We start from the raw sequence: 18,834 nt of genomic DNA, 5'->3' as shown, positions 1-18,834 counted from the left end.
TAGTGCTCGGCGGCCGTCCCTGCCGGGCAGCGAGAATGGAGTGTGGTCGAAGAGACCTGGCACGATCGTGCCATGAGAACGCGCACCAGGAACACGGCCGTGGCGCTGTCCACCATCGCCGTGTTGCTCGCAGGCTGCTCCGGCCCCGAGCCCACTGCCGCACCGGAGTCCTCCGATCGGCCCGAGGCATCGGCTTCGGCTGCCGGTCCTGTTCCTGCGGGTCTGGAGGCGTTCTACGACCAAACGCTCGACTGGGAGTCCTGCGATCGGTACAACACCGACGGCAGCGAACTGGGTGACCCCGTCGAGTGCGCGATGGTCACCGTGCCGCTCGACTACGCCGATCCCACCGGCACGACCATCGAGGTCGCGATATCCCGGACGCGGGCGGCGGGGGAGAAGATCGGATCGATCCTGATGAACCCCGGCGGCCCCGGCTCTTCGGGTCTGTATCTGGCCACCCAGGCCGACGGCACCGCCATTGCCGACCGCTTCGATCGCATCGGATTCGATCCGCGCGGGATCGGTGCCTCCGAACCGGAGGTGCGCTGTCTGACATCCGAGGAGGTCGACGAGGAACGGCGCGAGCCGGACGTCGATGTCAGCCCCGAGGGCATCGCAGCCACCGAGGCCGAGCATCGAGACTATGCCGCTCAGTGCGTCGACCGGACCGGAGCCGACGTGCTCGAGCACGTCGGCACCAGAGAAGTGGTGCGCGACATGGACGTCATCCGGGCAGTTCTGGGCGACGAGAAGTTGACGTACGTGGGCTATTCCTACGGCACCCGCATCGGCACCGCCTACGCCGAGGAATTCCCGTCGAACGTTCGGGCGATGGTGCTCGACGGTGCGCTCGACCCCGACCAGTCACCCGTCGACGAGGCCGTCGCCCAGGGCGCGGCGTTCCAGACCGCGTTCGATCAGTTCGCCGCCGATTGTGCACAGACCGACACCTGTCCGCTCGGAACCGATCCGGCGCAGGCCGTCGCACAGTTTCGATCCTTGGTCGACCCACTGATCGACCGTCCCGCCGAGACGACCGACCCCCGCGGCCTCAGTTACGACGACGCGATCACGGGGGCCCAGCAGGCTCTGTACTCGCAGCAGCTGTGGCGGCTGCTGCGGGCGGGGTTGAACGAACTACGCGACGGTCGGGGCGACACCCTGCTCCGCCTCGCCGACACCTACTCGGGGCGGCTGGAGGACGGTAGCTACACGAACATCGACGACGCGTTCAATGCCGTCCGATGCGTGGACGGGCCGCCGACCACGGACCGGGCGGCGGCCGACGAGGCCGACGCCAGGTTCCGCGCTGCCGCGCCGTATCTGGACGACGGCCGAGCCACCGGCAACGCGCCGCTCGACCTGTGCGCGTTCTGGCCGGTGCCGAACACGAGCGACCCGCATGTCGTCGACGTCGAGGGGCTGCCGACGCTGGTAGTGGTGTCGACGACCAACGACCCGGCCACTCCGTATCAGGCCGGAGTGGAATTGGCCGCGCAGCTGCGAGGGAATCTCGTGACCTACGAGGGCACCCAGCACACGGTGGCGTTCTCGGGCGTGGGTTGCATCGACGATCCGCTGGTGAAATACCTCGTCGATCTGGTCCCGCCGGGTGACGGATTGCGCTGCTGACCTGCTACCTCACCCGTCGCGATGTGGGCAGAGAGTTTCACGAAGTGAGACTGAATTCACGATGTAACACAGATTTAACTCCGTTTGCTTACTCTCGCGTTCATGGATCGTCAAAAGGAATTCGTGCTCCGGACCCTCGAAGAGCGCGACATTCGTTTCGTCCGCCTCTGGTTCACCGACGTTCTCGGGTATCTGAAGTCGGTGGCCATCGCCCCCGCCGAGCTCGAAGGTGCATTCGACGAGGGAATCGGCTTCGACGGTAGCGCCATCGAAGGATTCGCCCGAGTCTCCGAGGCCGACACGGTCGCCAAGCCCGATCCCTCGACGTTCCAAATTCTTCCGTGGTCCACCAGCAAGGGCCACCAGCACTCTGCTCGCATGTTCTGCGACATCGCCATGCCCGACGGCTCGCCGTCCTGGGCTGACTCTCGCCACGTGCTGCGTCGCCAGCTGAGCAAGGCCGCAGACCTGGGATTCAGTTGCTACGTACACCCCGAGATCGAGTTCTTCCTGCTCAAGGATGCTCCCCAGGACGGCTCACCACCGACCCCCGCGGACAACGGCGGCTACTTCGATCAGGCCGTGCACGATTCGGCCCCGAACTTTCGCAGGCATGCCATCGACGCACTCGAGTCGATGGGGATCTCGGTGGAGTTCAGCCACCACGAGGCTGCACCCGGACAGCAGGAGATCGACCTGCGGTACGCCGACGCCCTGTCGATGGCCGACAACATCATGACCTTCCGCTACGTGGTCAAAGAGGTCGCCATCGAGGAGGGTGTGCGCGCGACGTTCATGCCCAAGCCGTTCAGCGATCAGGCCGGCTCGGCGATGCACACGCACATGAGCCTCTTCGAGGGCGACACCAACGCCTTCCACAACCCGGACGATCCGATGCAGCTGTCGGAGACCGGAAAGTCCTTCATCGCCGGCATTCTCGAGCACGCCAACGAAATCAGTGCGGTGACCAACCAGTGGGTCAACTCCTACAAGCGGCTCGTACGCGGCGGCGAGGCCCCTACCGCCGCGTCCTGGGGACCGGCCAACAGGTCGGCGCTGATCCGCGTGCCGATGTACACCCCGAACAAGGCCTCGTCGCGTCGCGTCGAGATTCGTAGCCCCGATTCCGCCTGCAATCCTTATCTGGCCTTCGCAGTACTCCTGGCGGCCGGTCTGCGCGGAATCGAGAAGGGCTACACCCTGCCGCCCGAGGCCGAGGAAGACGTGTGGGCACTGACTTCCGCCGAGCGTCGCGCCATGGGCTACAAGGAATTGCCCGGCAACCTCGATCAGGCGTTGAACGCGATGGAGGGTTCCGAGCTGGTCGCAGAAGCGCTGGGCGAGCACGTGTTCGACTTCTTCCTGCGCAACAAGCGTCGTGAATGGGAGGAATACCGCAGTCACGTCACGCCGTACGAGCTGAGGGCGTACCTGGGTCTTTAACAACCCAGGTACGTCATGGGCTACGTTCTAGTCGATCGAGAATGTAGTTCCGATGCCGGCGCGGGCACCCTCGCGCCGCATTACCGACGACGGGGTAAAACTGTGGCACGCCGAGGTGGATTCTGATGGTGCGTCCTCCGACTTCGAGATCCGTCGTTCCCGGGCCGGGCCGTCTCGGTCTCGTCGAAGAATCTGCTCCGAACGACTTGCGCACCCTCGGTTGGACGGATGAAGAAAGCCTCGAACTGCTGTGGTCGCTCTCGCGTGCCCCCAACGCCGATCTCGCGCTGCGCACTCTGGTGCGGATGTACGAGTTGCTCGGTACAGGTTGGGCGGAGTTCGACGCCGCACTTCGTAAAGACAAGGGATTCCGCGGTCGGCTCCTGGGGCTCGTCGGCGCGTCCAGCGCGCTCGCCGACCACCTCGTCGCCGACGACACCACCTGGCGATTGTTGCTGACCGCAGAAGGACAGAGCAGCGGAGTATCGGCGAAGATCCAATTGCCTACCAAGGCAACGCTGGTCGCCGAACTGCTCGAGGCCGTCGGGGCCGAGCCGGAGACCGGGCCCAACGCCGCACCCGATCTGTATCGGGCGTCCGTCACCGGGCCGCCCGCCGTGATCGCGCTGCGCAAGAAATACCGCGACCAGATCATGGTGTTGGCCGCCTACGACCTTGCCGCGACGGTAGAGAACGAGCCCGTCCTGCCGTACACGGTGGTCGGGTCGCAGCTGTCCGATATGGCCGACGCCGCGCTCACCGCAGCACTGGCAGTCGCCGTGGCCACCGTGTGCCCGGACGCCCCGTGTCCGACGCGTCTGGCCGTGGTCGCGATGGGCAAATGCGGTGCGCGCGAACTAAATTACGTATCCGACGTCGATGTCGTGTTCGTCGCCGAACCCGCCGATGCGCAGGCCAGCCGCATCGCGGGTGAGATGATGCGCATCGGATCCTCGGCGTTCTTCGAGGTCGACGCAGCCCTGCGTCCCGAGGGCAAACGCGGCGAACTGGTCCGCACCCTGGATTCGCATGTGGCGTACTACAAGCGGTGGGCCAAGACCTGGGAGTTCCAGGCGCTGCTCAAGGCAAGGCCGATGACCGGTGACATCGCACTCGGCAACGATTACGTCGACGCGGTCAACCCGATGGTGTGGCTGGCCAGTCAGCGCGAGGACTTCGTGCCGGAAGTGCGCGCGATGCGTCGTCGCGTCGAAGAGATGGTGCCGCCCGAGCTTCGCGAACGGGAGATCAAACTCGGACGCGGCAGTCTGCGGGACGTCGAATTCGCCGTCCAGCTCCTGCAATTGGTGCACGGTCGTACCGACGAGTCGCTACGCGTGCTCGGCACGACCGACGCGTTGACCGCACTCACCGAGGGCGGCTACGTCGGCCGCGACGACGCCGCTAATCTGACGGCGTCCTACGAATTCCTGCGGCTGATCGAGCACCGCCTGCAGATGCAGAGGATGCGGCGCACGCACACCCTGCCTCCGCAGGACGACGAGGAAGCTCTGCGATGGTTGGCACGCTCGGCGCACATGCGACCGGACGGCAATCGCGACGCTCTCGGCGTACTGAACGCCGAGATCAAGCGCAACGCGCAACGCATCAGGCGACTGCACGCCAAGCTCTTCTACCGGCCACTGCTCGACTCGGTGGTCAAGTTCGACTCGGAGACAGTGCGATTGACTCCGGATGCCGCGACCCGACAGCTCGCCGCGCTCGGATACCAGACCCCGCAGAACGCACTGGGTCACCTGCGCGCTCTCGTCGGCACGGGCACCCGTCGCGGTCAGATCCAGGCCGTGCTGCTCCCGACTCTGTTGGAGTGGCTCGCGGACACCCCCGACCCGGACGCCGGTCTCCTCAACTATCGCCGACTATCGGAATCGGCAGGGGAGCAGACCTGGTTCCTGCGGGTACTTCGCGACGAAGGCGCAGTGGCTCAGCGGTTGATGATCGTGCTCGGATCCTCGGCTTATGTACCGGATCTGCTGATCAAGGCCCCCGAGGTCATTCGGCTGTTCGCCGACGGCCCCACCGGCCCGCGACTTCTCGATGTCGAGCCCGAAGAGACTTATCGCGCCATCCTGTCGTCCTCGGCTCGTTACGAGGATCCGGTGCGGGCGATCAACGCGGCCAGGGCCCTGCGGCGTCACGAGCTGGCCCGGGTGGCGTCGGCAGACATCCTCGGCATGCTCGACGTGCCTGCGGTATGCCGGGCGCTGTCGTCGGTCTGGGCCGCCGTCATCAATGCGGCTCTGGCCGCTGCCATCAGAGCCAGCGAGATCGAGCGCGGCGAACCGGCACCGGCAACTCTGGCCGTCATCGGCATGGGGCGGCTCGGCGGCGGCGAACTAGGCTACGGCAGCGATGCGGACGTGCTGTTCGTCTGCGAACCGGTGGAGGGCATCGACGAGACCGTTGCAGTCAAGTGGGCCAACACCATTGCCGACCGCATCCGCAAACTGCTCGGAGCGCCCAGCACCGACCCGCCGCTCGAGGTCGACACCGGCCTGCGACCGGAAGGGCGCAACGGGCCGGTGGTGCGCACCTTGGCGTCGTACGCCGCCTACTACTCGCAGTGGGCGCAGGCCTGGGAAGTGCAGGCACTGTTGCGCGCGCACCAGGTGGCCGGTGACCAAGACCTCGGTATTCGGTTTCTGTTGATGGCCGACAAGGTGCGCTATCCCGAGGGTGGAGTGTCCGCCGACGCCGTCCGTGAGATTCGCCGTATCAAGGCACGGATCGACTCCGAACGGCTCCCCAAGGGAGCCGACCCGGCGACCCACACCAAGCTCGGACGCGGGGGACTGGCCGACATCGAGTGGACGGTCCAGCTGATCCAGCTCCGGTACGCGCACAAGGTTCTTTCGCTGCACAACACCTCGACGCTGCAATCTCTCGACGCGATCGGGGCGGCCGAGCTGATGAGCGAAACAGACATCGAACTGCTACGCGAAGCGTGGATCCTGGCCACGAAAGCGCGCAACGCGCTCGTTCTGGTGCGCGGCAAACCGACCGACCAGCTGCCGGCCCCTGGTGCGGTGCTGTCCGCCGTGGCGCAGGTGGCGGGGTGGGAGAACGGCGACGCGGGGGCGTTCCTGGACAACTACCTGCGCGTCACGCGTCGGGCAAAAGCAGTGGTGGAGCGGACGTTCGGCGGAAACTAGTCGCGTCTTCCTCTAGTCGCTCTCGACGGTGACGAAGCCCTGCTTCACCATCCAGTCGCGCGCGACATCTGCTGGCTCACGGCCGTCTATGTCCACCTGCCGGTTGAGCTCGGTGATCTCGTCGTTCGTCAACACTGCGGAGATCGGAGCGGTGACCTCGGCGATCTCCGGGTATTGCTCGGCGATCGGCGTGCGGATCACGACCGTGGCGTTGTAGCGGGGAAAGAAGCTCTTGTCGTCCTGAATCACTGTCAGATCCAGGCCTTTGATGCGGCCGTCGGTGGTGAACACTTCACCGAACTTGCACTGCGAACCGTCGGCCGTTGCTTGATAGATGATGCCGCCCTGCAACACCTGCCGCGGAACGACATTGGGGTCGAAGCCGTAGGCAGCGGCCATACCCGGAAACCCGTCCTGTCGTGAATTGAACTCGGTTTCCACACAGGTCTGTGCCGCGGCCGGATCGGTCTTGGCGAGCGCGGCGTAGTCCGACAGCGTCTCGATGCCGGTCGCGTCTGCCGTTGCCTGATTCATCGCAAGCGCATACGTGTTGTCCATCGGTGCTGGGTTGACCCAGGTGAGTCCGTTGGCCGCGTCCTGGTCGCGTAGGGCTTCGAACTGCCCGGTGGCGTCCGGGATGGCGGTTTCGTTTCCCAGGAAGTTGATCCAGGCTGTACCGGTGTATTCGTAAGTGACGTCCACCTGGCCGGAGACCATAGCTTGTCGAGTGCTGTTGGATCCCGAAATGTTGGTGAGGTCGCGAACGTCGGCTCCGGCTGCCACCAGCCCGAATTCGAGTATGTAACCCAGGATCACCTGCTCGGTGAATTCTTTCGAGCCGACGATCAATTTCGCGCCCTCGAGACCCGGCACAGGTTGGATGCTGCCGGGTTGCACGGACAGCGGCACCGCACTACCCGACTCCAGACCGCAACTCGTCAGCGCCGTCAGCACGACAGCGCACAGTGCGATCGATCGTCGTGTGGTGTGCCGCATCGGTTTCGGTCCTTACGGTTCGAGGTAAGTGACGGCTAATCCGCGCCGGCGGTGACAAAGCCTTCTTTGACCATCCAGTCACGCGCGACGTCGGCGGGTTCGCGACCGTCGACGTCGACCTGCTTGTTCAGTTCGGTGATCTCGTCGTTGGTCAGCTTTGCCGAGATAGGTGCCGTCAACTCGGCGATCTGTGGATACTGCTCGGCGATCGACGAGCGGATCACCACCGTGGCGTTGTACCGGGGAAAGAAGCTCTTGTCGTCTTCGACCACGACGAGATTCAGACCCTTGATTCGGCCGTCGGTAGTGAACACCTCACCGAACTTGCACTGCGAACCCTCGGCCGTCGCCTGATAGATGATTCCGGTCTGCAGAATCTGACGGGGAACAGCATTGGCGTCGAAACCGTAGGCCGCCGCCAGCCCGGGAAATCCGTCCTGCCGAGAATTGAACTCGGTCTCGACGCACAACGCCGACGCGGCCGGATCGCGCGCCACGAGAGCCGCGTAGTCCGAGAGTGTCTTCACTCCGGTCTGGTCCGCCGTCGCCTGGTTCATCGCCAGTGCGTACGTATTGTCCATCGGCGCGGGGTTGACCCACGTCAGTCCATTGGCGACATCGGCGTCGCGGACCGCATCGAACTGCTCGGTGGCGTCTGTGATGGGACTTTCGTTGCCGAGGTAGTTGATCCAGCCGGTCCCGGTGTACTCGTAGGTGAGATCGACCTGCCCGGAGACCATGGCTTGGCGAGTACTGTTGGACCCCGAAATATTTGTCAGGTCGCGAACGTCGGCACCTGCAGCCGACAACGCGAATTCGAGGATGTAGCCCAAGACGATCTGCTCGGTGAAGTCCTTGGAGCCGACGGTCAATTCCGCGCCCTCGAGACCCGGCATCGCTTCGATGCTCCCGGGCTCCACCGACAGCGGCACCGCGCTGCCTGATTGCAAACCGCACCCTGCCAGTGCGAGCGTGCTGATCGCGCACAGGGCAACGAGCTGTCGTGTCGAGCGCCGCATCAGCGGAGTCCTTTCGGTCCGAGGTAGGCCTCGGCGAGTGCTCCGAGCCAGTCGACGAACAACGCGAGGGCCACGGCGAGAACGCCTCCGACGACGAGGATCAGTGGCTGGTAGAGCTTGTATCCGGTATCGATCAGAACTCCGAGACCTCCCGCTCCCACCAGGAAACTCAGTGTGGCCGTGCCGACGGCGAGCACCAGCGACGTGCGGAGACCGGCCAACATGTACGGCACCGCGAGTGGAAACTCGATACGCCAGAGGATGCCGCTACTCGACATGCCCTGTCCGCGTGCGGCATCGATGTAGCTCGGGTCGACCTGCTGGAAGCCGAGCATCGTGTTTCGGAGAACAGGAAGGAGCGAGTAGAACGCGATGGGGAGCACACCGATCCAGAAGCCGGTCTTGCCCGTCGCGAGGAACAGCAACACCAGCAGACCGACAGCCGGAGCGGCCTGACCGATGTTGGCGATACCGATGAAGATCGGTGCCAACTTTCGGTAGCCGTTGCGGGTCAACAGGATTCCGAGCGGTACCGCTATCGCGAGCACGAGCGCGGTGACGACGATGGTGATGACGACGTGCTCGGACAGCCGCTGGAACAAAGTGCTCGCGTTCAGTGTCTCTTTCTGCGTGGCACTCAAGTCGCGGGTGAACGTGTAGGCAAGCAGAACGACGACGACCAACAAGATGATCGCGGGTTGCACCAGCAAGCGAATCCGCTCGGCTCGTTTCGCAGCCTGCTTCGCCGCCTGCGCGCCGCTGTCGTCCCCCGCCGCATCGACAACCGGGGAATCCGCAGAGGTTGTCACGACGGGCTTCCTGCAGTCACGTCGTGCGAGGAGGTGTCTTTGTCGTGGTCGTGAGCATGCTGCGAACGGATCGTCTTGATGGTGTCGATCAATTGCTCGATCGTGATCGTGCCGGCGTATTCGCCGCGCTGACCGGTAACCGTTGCGGTCGCGTTACCCTCGGCGAGAAGCGCTTCGAGTGCGTCCTGCAGCGTCGATTGAGTCGAGACCATTTCGCCCATCGGAACACCGACGTCGCGCAGGCTCTTCGCGTTCGTGAGGTGGCGTCGATCGGTCCATCGAATGGGCCGCTTGCGTGCGTCGAGAATGATTCCCCATGCTTCCGGGTCGTTTCCGAGAGCCGCGTTCATCGACTCGACCGGCTGATCTTCGCCCATGACCGGAACATCGGACAATTCGATGTCCCGCACTCTCATCAGGGTTAGTTGCTTGAGAGCTGCACCGGCACCGACGAACCCGGCAACGGTGTCGTCGGCGGGATTGGCCAGCACAGCTTCCGGGGTGTCGAACTGCAGAATGCGAGACTGATTGCCCAACACAGCGATTCGATCACCGAGTTTGACGGCTTCGTCGAAGTCGTGGGTGACGAACACGATGGTCTTGCCCAATTCTGCTTGGAGGCGCATCAGTTCGTCTTGCAACAGGCCGCGGGTGATGGGGTCGACGGCACCAAAGGGCTCGTCCATCAACAGAACCGGGGGATCGGCGGCCAGAGCGCGCGCAACACCGACCCGTTGCTGCTGACCTCCCGACAGTTGGCGTGGGTAGCGGTCCCGGTACAACGCTGGATCGAGACCGACGAGATCGAGCATTTCGTCCGTGCGATCCGAGATCCGGTTCTTCTTCCAGCCGATCAACCCTGGAACCATACCGACGTTCTCGGCAATGGTCATGTGCGGGAACAGCCCTGCTTGCTGGATGGAGTATCCGATCGTGCGGCGGAGCTCGTTCGGGTTGATCGACAACGCGTCCTTGCCGCCGATGGTGATGCGGCCCGACGTCGGCTCGATCAATCGATTGATCATGCGCATGGTCGTCGTCTTGCCACAGCCGGACGGGCCGACCAGGACGACCACCTCGCCGGCAGGAATCGTCATCGACACGTTGTCGACGGCCGCATCCTTTTGGCCCGAGTAACTCTTGGTCACGTTCTCCAGCACGATTTCTGCACCGGATACGGTCGTTTTCTCACTCACGGATACCCCTCGAGGTGGTCAATTTGCCGATCACGACGTAGATCCCATCGAGGATCAGCGCCAGCAGGACGATGAGGATGGTGCCGGTCAGGGCCTGTGGAACGGCCGTGGGGCTGCCGACCCGCGCGAGCCCGGAGAACAGAAGGTTGCCCAGTCCAGGACCTTTGGCGTACGCAGCGATGGCCAGAATGCCCATGGCCAGCTGTGTGCTGATCCGCATCCCGGTCAGAATCGAGGGCCACGCCAGTGGAATCTCGATGCGCCGCAACACAAGAATTCGGCTCATACCGATTCCGCGAGCAGCATCGGTGACCGCTGGGTTCACCGCATCGAGCCCTACCACCGTGTTCCGGATGATCGGAAGCAGCGAGTACAGAACGAGAGCAGTCACTGTCGGTCGAACACCCAGTCCCAGAATGGGAATCAGTAGACCCAACAAAGCGAACGACGGGATCGTCAGGACAGTGCTCGCGAGAGCTGTCGCCACGGCTGATCCGGCCGGACTGCGGTAGACGAGGATGCCGATGGCCACGCCGAGCACGGTAGCGATGATCACGCATTGCACGACGGCCGAAACATGCAGATATGAATCGATCGCCAACTGTCTTCGCCGCCCGACGATGAATTCCCACAGTGCATCCATGCAGTTGTCGTCCTCTGTTCGCCGATAGCGGATGATTTCTTTTACCCCGCGTACCACTTATCAAACGCCGACCGGTCCGAATTCTTTGCGGATTGCTGCAAAAGTCGCCGATCGGAAACAATCGAGAACGCGAAAACGCCCGGCCGAAAAGATTCGGCCGGGCGTTTGTTCGTGCAAATCTATCGACTCACACGTCGTAGTACAGCGAGAATTCGTACGGGTGCGGTCGCAGGTTGACCGGCGCAATCTCCTGCTCACGCTTGAGCGAGATCCAGGTCTCGATCAAGTCGGTCGTGAACACGCCACCCTCGGTGAGGTAGTCGTGGTCGGCCTCGAGACGGTCGATGACCGCGTTCAGCGAGGTAGGTGCCTGAGGAATGTTCTTGGCTTCCTCGGGCGGCAACTCGTAGAGGTCCTTGTCGACCGGAGCCATCGGCTCGATCTTGTTCTTGATTCCGTCCAGGCCCGCCATCATCTGAGCAGCGAAGTTGAGGTACGGGTTGCCCGAGGAGTCCGGCGCGCGGAACTCGAGGCGCTTGGCCTTCGGGTTGTTGCCGGTGATCGGGATGCGGACTGCCGCAGACCGGTTGCGCTGGCTGTAGACCAGGTTGATGGGGGCTTCGTAGCCCGGCACCAGGCGGTGGTAGGAGTTGATCGTCGGGTTTGTGAAAGCCAACAGTGACGGCGCGTGGTGCAGGATGCCGCCGATGTAGTGGCGTGCGAGATCCGACAGTCCGGCGTATCCGGCCTCGTCGTGGAAGAGCGGCTTTCCGTCCTTCCACAGCGACTGGTGCACGTGCATGCCCGAGCCGTTGTCACCGAAGAGCGGCTTCGGCATGAACGTCGCCGACTTGCCGTTCTGCCATGCGGTGTTCTTGACGATGTACTTGAACAGCTGCAGATCGTCGGCCGCGCGGAGCAGCGTGTTGAACTTGTAGTTGATCTCCTGCTGACCGCCGGTGCCGACCTCGTGGTGAGCACGCTCGAGCTCGAAGCCCGCGTTCTGCAGGTTGGTGGAGATCTGGTCGCGCAGGTCCACGTAGTGGTCGTACGGAGCGACGGGGAAGTAGCCACCCTTGAAGCGAACCTTGTAGCCGAGGTTCGGGCTGCCGTCTGCCTCGGTCTCGGCTCCGGTGTTCCACCAACCCGAGGAGGAATCCACCTCGTAGAAGGCACCGTTGGCCTGCGAGTCGAAGCGCACGGAATCGAAGATGTAGAACTCGGCCTCGGCACCGAAGTATGCGGTGTCGGCGATGCCGGTGCTGGCCAAGTACTCTTCGGCCTTGCGAGCCACGTTGCGGGGATCGCGGCTGTACGCCTCACGCGTGAACGGATCGTGGACGAAGAAGTCGATGTTCAGCGTCTTGGCGTTGCGGAACGGATCGACCTGAGCGGTGGCGTAGTCCGGAAGCAAGATCATGTCGGACTCGTGGATGGACTGGAAGCCGCGGACGGACGAGCCGTCGAACGCGAGACCGTCTTCCAGGGTATCGGCCGTGAACGCCTTGGCAGCGATCGAGAAGTGCTGCTGCGCACCCGGCAGATCCGTGAATCGGATGTCGACGTATTCGATTCCTTCATCTGCGATGAACTTGATGACCTCTTGGGCCGTGGAAAACGCCACGCTTTTGCTCCTTTGTTGAGTCCGTCGAACTGACGTTATGGACTTGGTGTTGCCCACCCGTCAAGGTCGTGTTTCGCCCGTGTTACGCGTCCTGGTTCACGAGCGGCACGGACAACAGTACGTCCGTGTGTTTTCCCGTGTGTCCGGTCGCGCCTATCCTGGAAATCATGGCACGAATGACTGGGTCCTGGTTGTCCGGACCGGCGGCCGCGAACCCACGACAACCACAGAACTTTCGCGGCGAAGAACTGGGCCTGCCTCAGCAGGGGGTCGGAGCACTGGCTGGTGCAGGGCGCAGAATCTTGGCCCTGATTCTGGACTGGACCATGGCGACCGGCGTGGCGTCGCTGATACTCGGCGGATACACCACGAGTGGGCTGATCTCGACGATCGTGCTCGGCGTGTGGTTCGCAGTAGGACTGGTGACCGTCTCGTTGTTCTCGTTCACCCCGGGGCAGTTCGTGGTCGGCATCCAGGTCGGCCGCATCGACGCTCACGCCCGAGTCGGTTTCGTCCGAGCCCTGGTTCGTCAGCTGATACTGCTGTTCGTCGTCCCGGCCGTCATCACCGACATGGACGGTCGCGGAATGCACGACCGCGCAACGGGAACAGCCCTGCTGCGAACCCGTTGAGGGCGCGCACCAGGGCTGCTGTCGAGTGTCGATCGGGGATCTAGCGGCGCTTCATAGTCCGCTGGACGCCCTTCATCTTGGCCCCGCCGGGAACGGGCCCCTTCGGCATTGCCGGGCCGCCCTTCGTGCCGAGCGCGGAGAGCCGTGACTCGATGGTGTCCATGCGCTTGCCGTCGATGTTCTTGGGCAGCTTCGACAGATACTTCTGCAAACCCGACAGAGGAATCTGGTTCTCTCCGTTTCCGACGATGACGTCGTAAATCGGGGTGTCGCCCACCAGTCGGGCGGTCTTCTTCTTCTCCTGCGCCAGCAATGCCTTCACGCGCTGGGGCGCACCCTCGGCGACGAGGATGACCCCGGGCTTGCCGATCACCCGATGCACGGCGTCGAGGTGAGTAGTGCCCGCGATCGCGTTGGTCACGCGCCACGATCCCTGCAGGTTGTCCAGGGCCCAGGCCGCTGCACCGGCCTGTCCGTCGGCCTTCTTGTACACCGACTTCTGCACCCGGCGACCGAAGATGATGAAGGCGACCAACACACCGAGCAGTAAGCCGATGGGGAGCAAGAACCACTGGAAGCCGAAAGCAAGGCCGATGAGGAAGCCGACGAGTCCGAGCCCGACCACCGCCCCGATCATCAGCGGAAGGAGAGCCTTGTCGTCCTTGCGCTGCATCTGGAACGCCTGCCACAGCTGACTGCGACGTTCCTTCGATGCCTTCTTGCGGGCCGCTTTCGCGGCTGCTTTTACTTCCTTGCTGGGCTTTGCTGCTTTGCCAGCCTTACTGCCGTTCGCCATACCTCTAGGATACGTCCTGTGCCGACGCTCACGTGCACCGCTCCGGGTTGGGAACGACGATCAGCGCGCGGCCAGACGGGCCATCAGCGAACTGGCCTCCTGCGATGCTTCGCCGCCGTCGGTCAGATGGCTCATGCTCTCGGGCAGCTCACGACCGTGGTGCGCCATGGCCTGCGCGTACAGGCGGCCGGCACGGTAGGAGGAGCGGACCAACGGCCCGGCCAGAACTCCTGCGAAGCCGATCTCGGTGGCGTAGTCGGAGTGCTCGACGAACTCCTCCGGCTTCACCCACCGCTCGACGGGGTGGTGTCGCGGCGAAGGCCGCAGGTACTGGGTGATGGTCAGGATGTCGCAACCTGCCTCGTGCAGGTCGCGAATCGCTTCCTGCACCTCCTCGGGTGTTTCGCCCATGCCGAGAATGAGGTTGGACTTGGTGACCAGACCGTCGTCGCGCGCTGCGGTGATGACGTCCATCGAGCGCTGGTAGCGGAACGCCGGACGGATGCGCTTGAAGATGCGCGGCACGGTCTCGACGTTGTGGGCCAGCACCTCGGGTCGCGAGGAGAAGACCTCGGCCAGCTGATCGGGCTTGGCGTTGAAATCCGGGATGAGTAGCTCGACACCGGTGTTCGGGTTCAGCTTCTTGATGAAGCGCACCGTCTCGGCGTACAGCCACGCACCGCCGTCCTTGAGATCGTCACGAGCGACGCCGGTGATCGTCGAGTAACGCAGACCCATGGCCTGTACGGACTCCGCCACGCGACGTGGTTCGTCTCGATCGAGGTCCTCCGGCTTACCGGTGTCGATCTGGCAGAAATCGCACCGACGGGTGCATTGTTCACCGCCGATGAGGAAGGTCGCCTCGCGATCTTCCCAGCATTCGTAGATATTCGGGCAGCCGGCTTCCTCGCACACCGTGTGCAGACCCTCGCGCTTCACAAGACCCTTGAGCTCGGTGTATTCCGGGCCCATCTTGGCTTTCGTCTTGATCCAGTTGGGTTTGCGTTCGATGGGGGTCTCCGCGTTTCGGATCTCGAGGCGGAGCAGCTTGCGTCCTTCTGGGGCCACAGTCACAGATTCGATGCTACGCGCCGAAGCGAACGGTGGTGAACTGCGGGTTGTTGGACGCGCCGACAGTTGCCGGATGCTCTATGTCGTGGTCCTGCACCGGCATCGAACCGTCGAGGGCTGCCAGTATCGCGGAGGTGACGGCAGCGACGACGTCGGCGGTCGTCACGTCACGCCCGAGTTCGAGTGACAGAGAGGTGACGCCCGCATCGGCGATACCGCACGGGACGATCGCATCGAAACCGGTCATGGCCGCGTTGCAGTTGAGCGAGAAGCCGTGCAGTGTCACTCCGCGTTGCACGCGGACCCCGATCGCGGCGATCTTGCGCTCGGGAAGCCAGCTGCCGTCGCGCATCTCGGCTGCGAGCCACACCCCGGAGCGGCCGTCGACACGTCCGCACTCGATGCCGTAGCCGGACACGACGGAGATCAGCGCTTCTTCGATACGCCGCACGTACTTGACGACGTCGATGGGCTGCGCGAGCTTGACGATGGGATATCCGACCAATTGGCCAGGTCCGTGCCAGGTGATCTTGCCGCCGCGGTCCACCTCGACGACGGGAGTGCCGTCCCGGGGCATGTCTTCCTCGGCCGTGCGTCGTCCAGCCGTGTAGACGGACGGATGCTCGAGCAGCAGGAGCGTGTCGGAGCCGATGTCGTCGGCCCGGGCACCTGCAAGATCACGCTGGAGAGCCCACGCCTCGGTGTACTCGACGGTGCCCAACTCGCGCACCTCCACAGGGTCGGTGCTCGCGCGTGCCGATGTTCGGACCGACGAAGAGTTCGCGTCACTCATGATTCGGAACGGTACGCCGCGTCAGCTGCCCACAGCTACTCGCAGGGCCTCACCCACGGTGTTGTGCTCGAAGGTGTATCCCGCGTCCTCCAGAGCCTTCGGAATGGCGCGCGGACCGGTGAGAATGGCCTCCTCGGCGAATTCGCCGATCACCGCCTTGAGGGCGAAGCCGGGGACGACCCACGGTGCCGGGCGGTGCACCGCACGCGACATCGCACTGTTGAACTGGGCGTTGGTCACCGGGGTCGGACCCACCATGTTGACCGGTCCACGTAAGGAGTCGTTCTCGATGCCGTGAACGATGGCACCGATCTCGTCTTCCAAGGAAATCCACGGGAAGTACTGACGTCCACTGCCGAGGCGCCCGCCGAGGGCGAACAGGTACAGCGGGCGGAGCTTGCCCAACATGCCGCCGCGCTGCGACAGCACAACGCCGCTGCGCAGCATGATCGTGCGAACACCGGCTTCCGACGCGGCAGACGTGGCGTTCTCCCAGTCACGACAGACCTCGGCCAGAAAACCCTCACCGACGGGGGCGCTCTCGTCGACCACCCGATCGCCGGTGTCACCGTAGAAGTTGACGCCGCTGGCGTTGATCAACGTCGGTACTCCCGCGTCGGCGGCAGCTCCGGCGAGCACTTCGGTCGGAGCGATTCGACTGTCGCGCACCAACTGCTTGTACGCACCGGACCATCGCTTGTCGCCGATTCCGACACCACACAGATTGACGATCGCGTCGGCACCATCGAGGGTGGCCGCGTCGATGCTCCCGCGGGACGGGTCCCACTGCGACTCGTCCGGTCCCGCCGGTGAACGCCGTACGAGACGGGTGACATCGTGGCTCCGACCCCGCAATGCTGCGACCAGGGCTGTGCCGATCAATCCCGATGAACCTGCAATGACTACGCGCATGTGAACGAAAGCCTCCTTGACGCAAGCCGGGGCATCATTCGCGAACGAATGATGCCCCGGATGCTCGGTTCGTGCCCCGCTTGTCGAGACTCCGATGCGAATGTGTCGCGCTCCTACGAGAATACGTGAGGCGCGAGACCCGCCGGTTGTCTAGAGGCCGAGATCGGCCTCGAACGACGCCACTTCGAGACGCTGCTTGATCGTCGTCAGGAAGCGCCCTGCGTCGGCTCCGTCCACCAACCGGTGGTCGTAGGTGAGCGGCAGGTAGCACATCGAGCGGACACCGATCGACTCGTTGCCCGAGTCGTCCTTGACCACCACGGGGCGCTTGACGATCGCACCCGTGCCCAGCATGGCCGCCTGCGGCGGAACCAGGATCGGGGTGTCGAACAGCGCGCCCTGGCTGCCGATGTTGGTGATCGTGAACGTGCCACCGGAGAGCTCGTCCGGCTTCAGTCCACCCGAACGTGCGCGGGTCGCGATGTCGTTGATCGCCCGAGCCAACCCGGCCAGCGACAGGTCACCGGCGTTGTGGATGACGGGGGAGAGCAGACCCTGCTCGGTGTCCACGGCAATGCCGAGGTGGACATCGGCGTGGTAGGTGATCTCCTTGGCGTCCTCGTTGATGCTCGCGTTGACGTTCGGGTGGGCCTTGAGTGCCTCCACGACTGCCTTCGCAAAGAACGGCAGGTACGTCAGGTTGACGCCCTCGTTCTCGGCGAACTTCGCCTTCGCCTTCGTCCGCAGACCGGCGATCTTGGTGACGTCCACCTCGAAGGTCTGCGTGAGCTGAGCAGAGGTCTGCAGCGATTCGCGCGTCTTCTTCGCGGTGATCTGACGGATCCGGTTGATCTTCTGCGTGGTGCCACGAAGATGCGCGAGCTCCGGACGAACACCGGCGGTTGCCGGAGCCGCAGGCTTGGCGGCAGCGGCGGGCGCAGCCTCGGCGGCCGGAGCGGCCGGAGCCTTCTTGGCCTCGGCGGCAGCGAGCACGTCCTGCTTGCGGATGCGTCCACCGACACCGGTGCCCTTGACGGTAGCGAGATCGACGTCGTTGTCCGACGCCAACTTCCGCACGAGCGGTGTGACGTACGGGCTGGAATCACCCGACGGTGCCGACTCCTTGGCGGGAGCGGCCTTGGGAGCTTCCTGCTTGGGCTCGGGCTTGGGCTCGGCCTTGGGAGCTTCCTGCTTGGGAGCCTCCTTCTTCGGCTCTTCCTTCTTCGGCTCCTCGGCCTTGGGGGCCTCGGGCTCCGGGGTGGCCTCGGGCTCGGGGGCCTTCTCGGCCGGCGATCCGGATCCGATGACGGCGAGCTGGCCACCGACGGCGACCGTGTCGTCTTCCTCGGCGGAGATCTCGAGCAGAGTACCGGCGACAGGAGAGGGAATCTCGGTGTCGACCTTGTCGGTGGAGACCTCGAGCAGTGGCTCGTCGACTGCAACCTCGTCGCCGACAGCCTTGAGCCAGCGGGTCACGGTGCCCTCGGTGACGGACTCACCCAACTCGGGCATCGTCACCGGTGTACCGGAGCCGGACGAGTCGGACGATGCACTCGCTGCGGGTGCCTCCTCCTCGGCCTGCGGCTCGGGCTCGGCTGCGGGAGTGGGCTCCTCGGCAGCCTCTTCCGGTGCCGACTCCTCGGCGGGAGCAGCGTCCTCGGCCGGTGCGTCCGACGAGGGGGCCTCGCCTGCGTCACCGATCTGGGCGAGCTCGCCACCGATCTCGACGGTGTCGTCTTCCTGAGCGACGATCTTGGTGAGAACACCGGCAGCAGGCGACGGGATCTCGGTATCGACCTTGTCCGTGGAGACTTCGAGCAATGGCTCGTCGACTTCGACGGTGTCGCCTTCTTGTTTGAGCCACCTCGTGACAGTTCCCTCGGTGACACTCTCACCGAGAGCTGGCATCTGGACGGAGAAGGCCATGTCTGTTGACTCCTCGACAGTTGTATGCGGGTGATGTAGTTCTTACGACTTGTGGTCGCAGACCATTGTGCTGGCGGAACAGGGTTCATGGACGAGAGTTGCGTGATTCGGTTCGACGGAGGCACCGGTGCACCAGACACCGACCGAGCATGTTCGGCTCGATACA

Annotated in this window: 15 protein-coding genes; 4 read left to right on the top strand and 11 right to left on the bottom strand. The window is 64.1% G+C overall.

All coding sequences use genetic code 11. The features are described from left to right. The first annotated feature begins 72 nt into the window (after positions 1-72). From AC5WEY_RS17995 to AC5WEY_RS17985, 3 genes are all read left to right on the top strand, one after another. Positions 73-1,635 carry an alpha/beta hydrolase gene (locus AC5WEY_RS17995; protein WP_495646946.1) on the top strand — a complete coding sequence of 521 codons (1,563 nt, stop codon included), beginning with the start codon at positions 73-75 and terminating at the stop codon, positions 1,633-1,635. A 102-nt stretch (positions 1,636-1,737) separates the two neighbouring features. Continuing rightward, positions 1,738-3,078: a type I glutamate--ammonia ligase gene (gene glnA, locus AC5WEY_RS17990; RefSeq protein WP_057476065.1), complete on the top strand. Its 1,341-nt coding sequence runs from the start codon at positions 1,738-1,740 to the stop codon at positions 3,076-3,078. 125 nt (positions 3,079-3,203) lie between these two features. Then, on the top strand, positions 3,204-6,251 hold the full coding sequence (locus AC5WEY_RS17985; protein WP_495646945.1) for a bifunctional [glutamine synthetase] adenylyltransferase/[glutamine synthetase]-adenylyl-L-tyrosine phosphorylase: 3,048 nt from the start codon (positions 3,204-3,206) through the stop codon (positions 6,249-6,251). A gap of 12 nt (positions 6,252-6,263) precedes the next feature. Here AC5WEY_RS17985 and AC5WEY_RS17980 read toward each other — a convergent pair whose 3' ends face one another. The 6 genes from AC5WEY_RS17980 to glnA (AC5WEY_RS17955) form a co-directional block, all read right to left on the bottom strand. Then, a complete protein-coding gene (locus AC5WEY_RS17980; RefSeq protein ID WP_495646944.1) occupies positions 6,264-7,247 on the bottom strand; it encodes a glycine betaine ABC transporter substrate-binding protein in 984 nt (327 codons plus the stop codon). Positions 7,248-7,282: 35 nt separating this feature from the next. Then, entirely contained in the window at positions 7,283-8,266 is a 984-nt protein-coding gene (locus tag AC5WEY_RS17975) for a glycine betaine ABC transporter substrate-binding protein (protein WP_495646943.1), read from the bottom strand. Continuing rightward, positions 8,266-8,976, bottom strand: coding sequence for an ABC transporter permease (locus tag AC5WEY_RS17970; RefSeq protein ID WP_495647162.1), 711 nt, complete (start codon positions 8,974-8,976; stop codon positions 8,266-8,268). Before AC5WEY_RS17970 ends, AC5WEY_RS17975 begins: the two co-directional genes overlap by 1 nt. Positions 8,977-9,071: 95 nt before the next feature. Further along, positions 9,072-10,271, bottom strand: coding sequence for an ABC transporter ATP-binding protein (locus AC5WEY_RS17965; protein WP_495646942.1), 1,200 nt, complete (start codon positions 10,269-10,271; stop codon positions 9,072-9,074). Beyond that, entirely contained in the window at positions 10,264-10,914 is a 651-nt protein-coding gene (locus tag AC5WEY_RS17960) for an ABC transporter permease (protein WP_057476070.1), read from the bottom strand. Before AC5WEY_RS17960 ends, AC5WEY_RS17965 begins: the two co-directional genes overlap by 8 nt. A 187-nt stretch (positions 10,915-11,101) precedes the next feature. After that, entirely contained in the window at positions 11,102-12,538 is a 1,437-nt protein-coding gene (glnA, locus tag AC5WEY_RS17955; RefSeq protein ID WP_032368128.1) for a type I glutamate--ammonia ligase, read from the bottom strand. Positions 12,539-12,705: 167 nt separating this feature from the next. Here glnA (AC5WEY_RS17955) and AC5WEY_RS17950 point away from each other — a divergent pair, with 167 nt between their 5' ends. Further along, positions 12,706-13,170: an RDD family protein gene (locus AC5WEY_RS17950; RefSeq protein ID WP_057476071.1), complete on the top strand. Its 465-nt coding sequence runs from the start codon at positions 12,706-12,708 to the stop codon at positions 13,168-13,170. A gap of 40 nt (positions 13,171-13,210) precedes the next feature. On the opposite strand, the gene AC5WEY_RS17945 is transcribed toward AC5WEY_RS17950, so the two are convergent. The 5 genes from AC5WEY_RS17945 to sucB all read right to left on the bottom strand — a co-directional run bounded on the left by AC5WEY_RS17945 (position 13,211) and on the right by sucB (position 18,668). Next, a complete protein-coding gene (locus tag AC5WEY_RS17945) occupies positions 13,211-13,966 on the bottom strand; it encodes a DUF4191 domain-containing protein (RefSeq protein WP_057476072.1) in 756 nt (251 codons plus the stop codon). Between the two features lie 60 nt (positions 13,967-14,026). Continuing rightward, positions 14,027-15,040 (bottom strand): lipoyl synthase, encoded by a 1,014-nt coding sequence (gene lipA, locus AC5WEY_RS17940; protein WP_495646941.1) that lies wholly within the window; start codon positions 15,038-15,040, stop codon positions 14,027-14,029. A gap of 10 nt (positions 15,041-15,050) precedes the next feature. After that, a complete protein-coding gene (gene lipB, locus AC5WEY_RS17935) occupies positions 15,051-15,830 on the bottom strand; it encodes a lipoyl(octanoyl) transferase LipB (protein ID WP_495646940.1) in 780 nt (259 codons plus the stop codon). Positions 15,831-15,851: 21 nt separating this feature from the next. Continuing rightward, a complete protein-coding gene (locus AC5WEY_RS17930) occupies positions 15,852-16,742 on the bottom strand; it encodes a TIGR01777 family oxidoreductase (protein WP_495646939.1) in 891 nt (296 codons plus the stop codon). Between the two features lie 150 nt (positions 16,743-16,892). Further along, positions 16,893-18,668: a 2-oxoglutarate dehydrogenase, E2 component, dihydrolipoamide succinyltransferase gene (sucB, locus tag AC5WEY_RS17925; RefSeq protein ID WP_057476076.1), complete on the bottom strand. Its 1,776-nt coding sequence runs from the start codon at positions 18,666-18,668 to the stop codon at positions 16,893-16,895. Positions 18,669-18,834 lie beyond the last annotated feature (166 nt).

Source organism: Rhodococcoides sp. S146-33 (genome assembly GCF_059489205.1).
The sequence above is the reverse complement of the archived record's forward strand: the minus strand, read 5'-3'. Positions and strand labels throughout refer to the sequence as shown.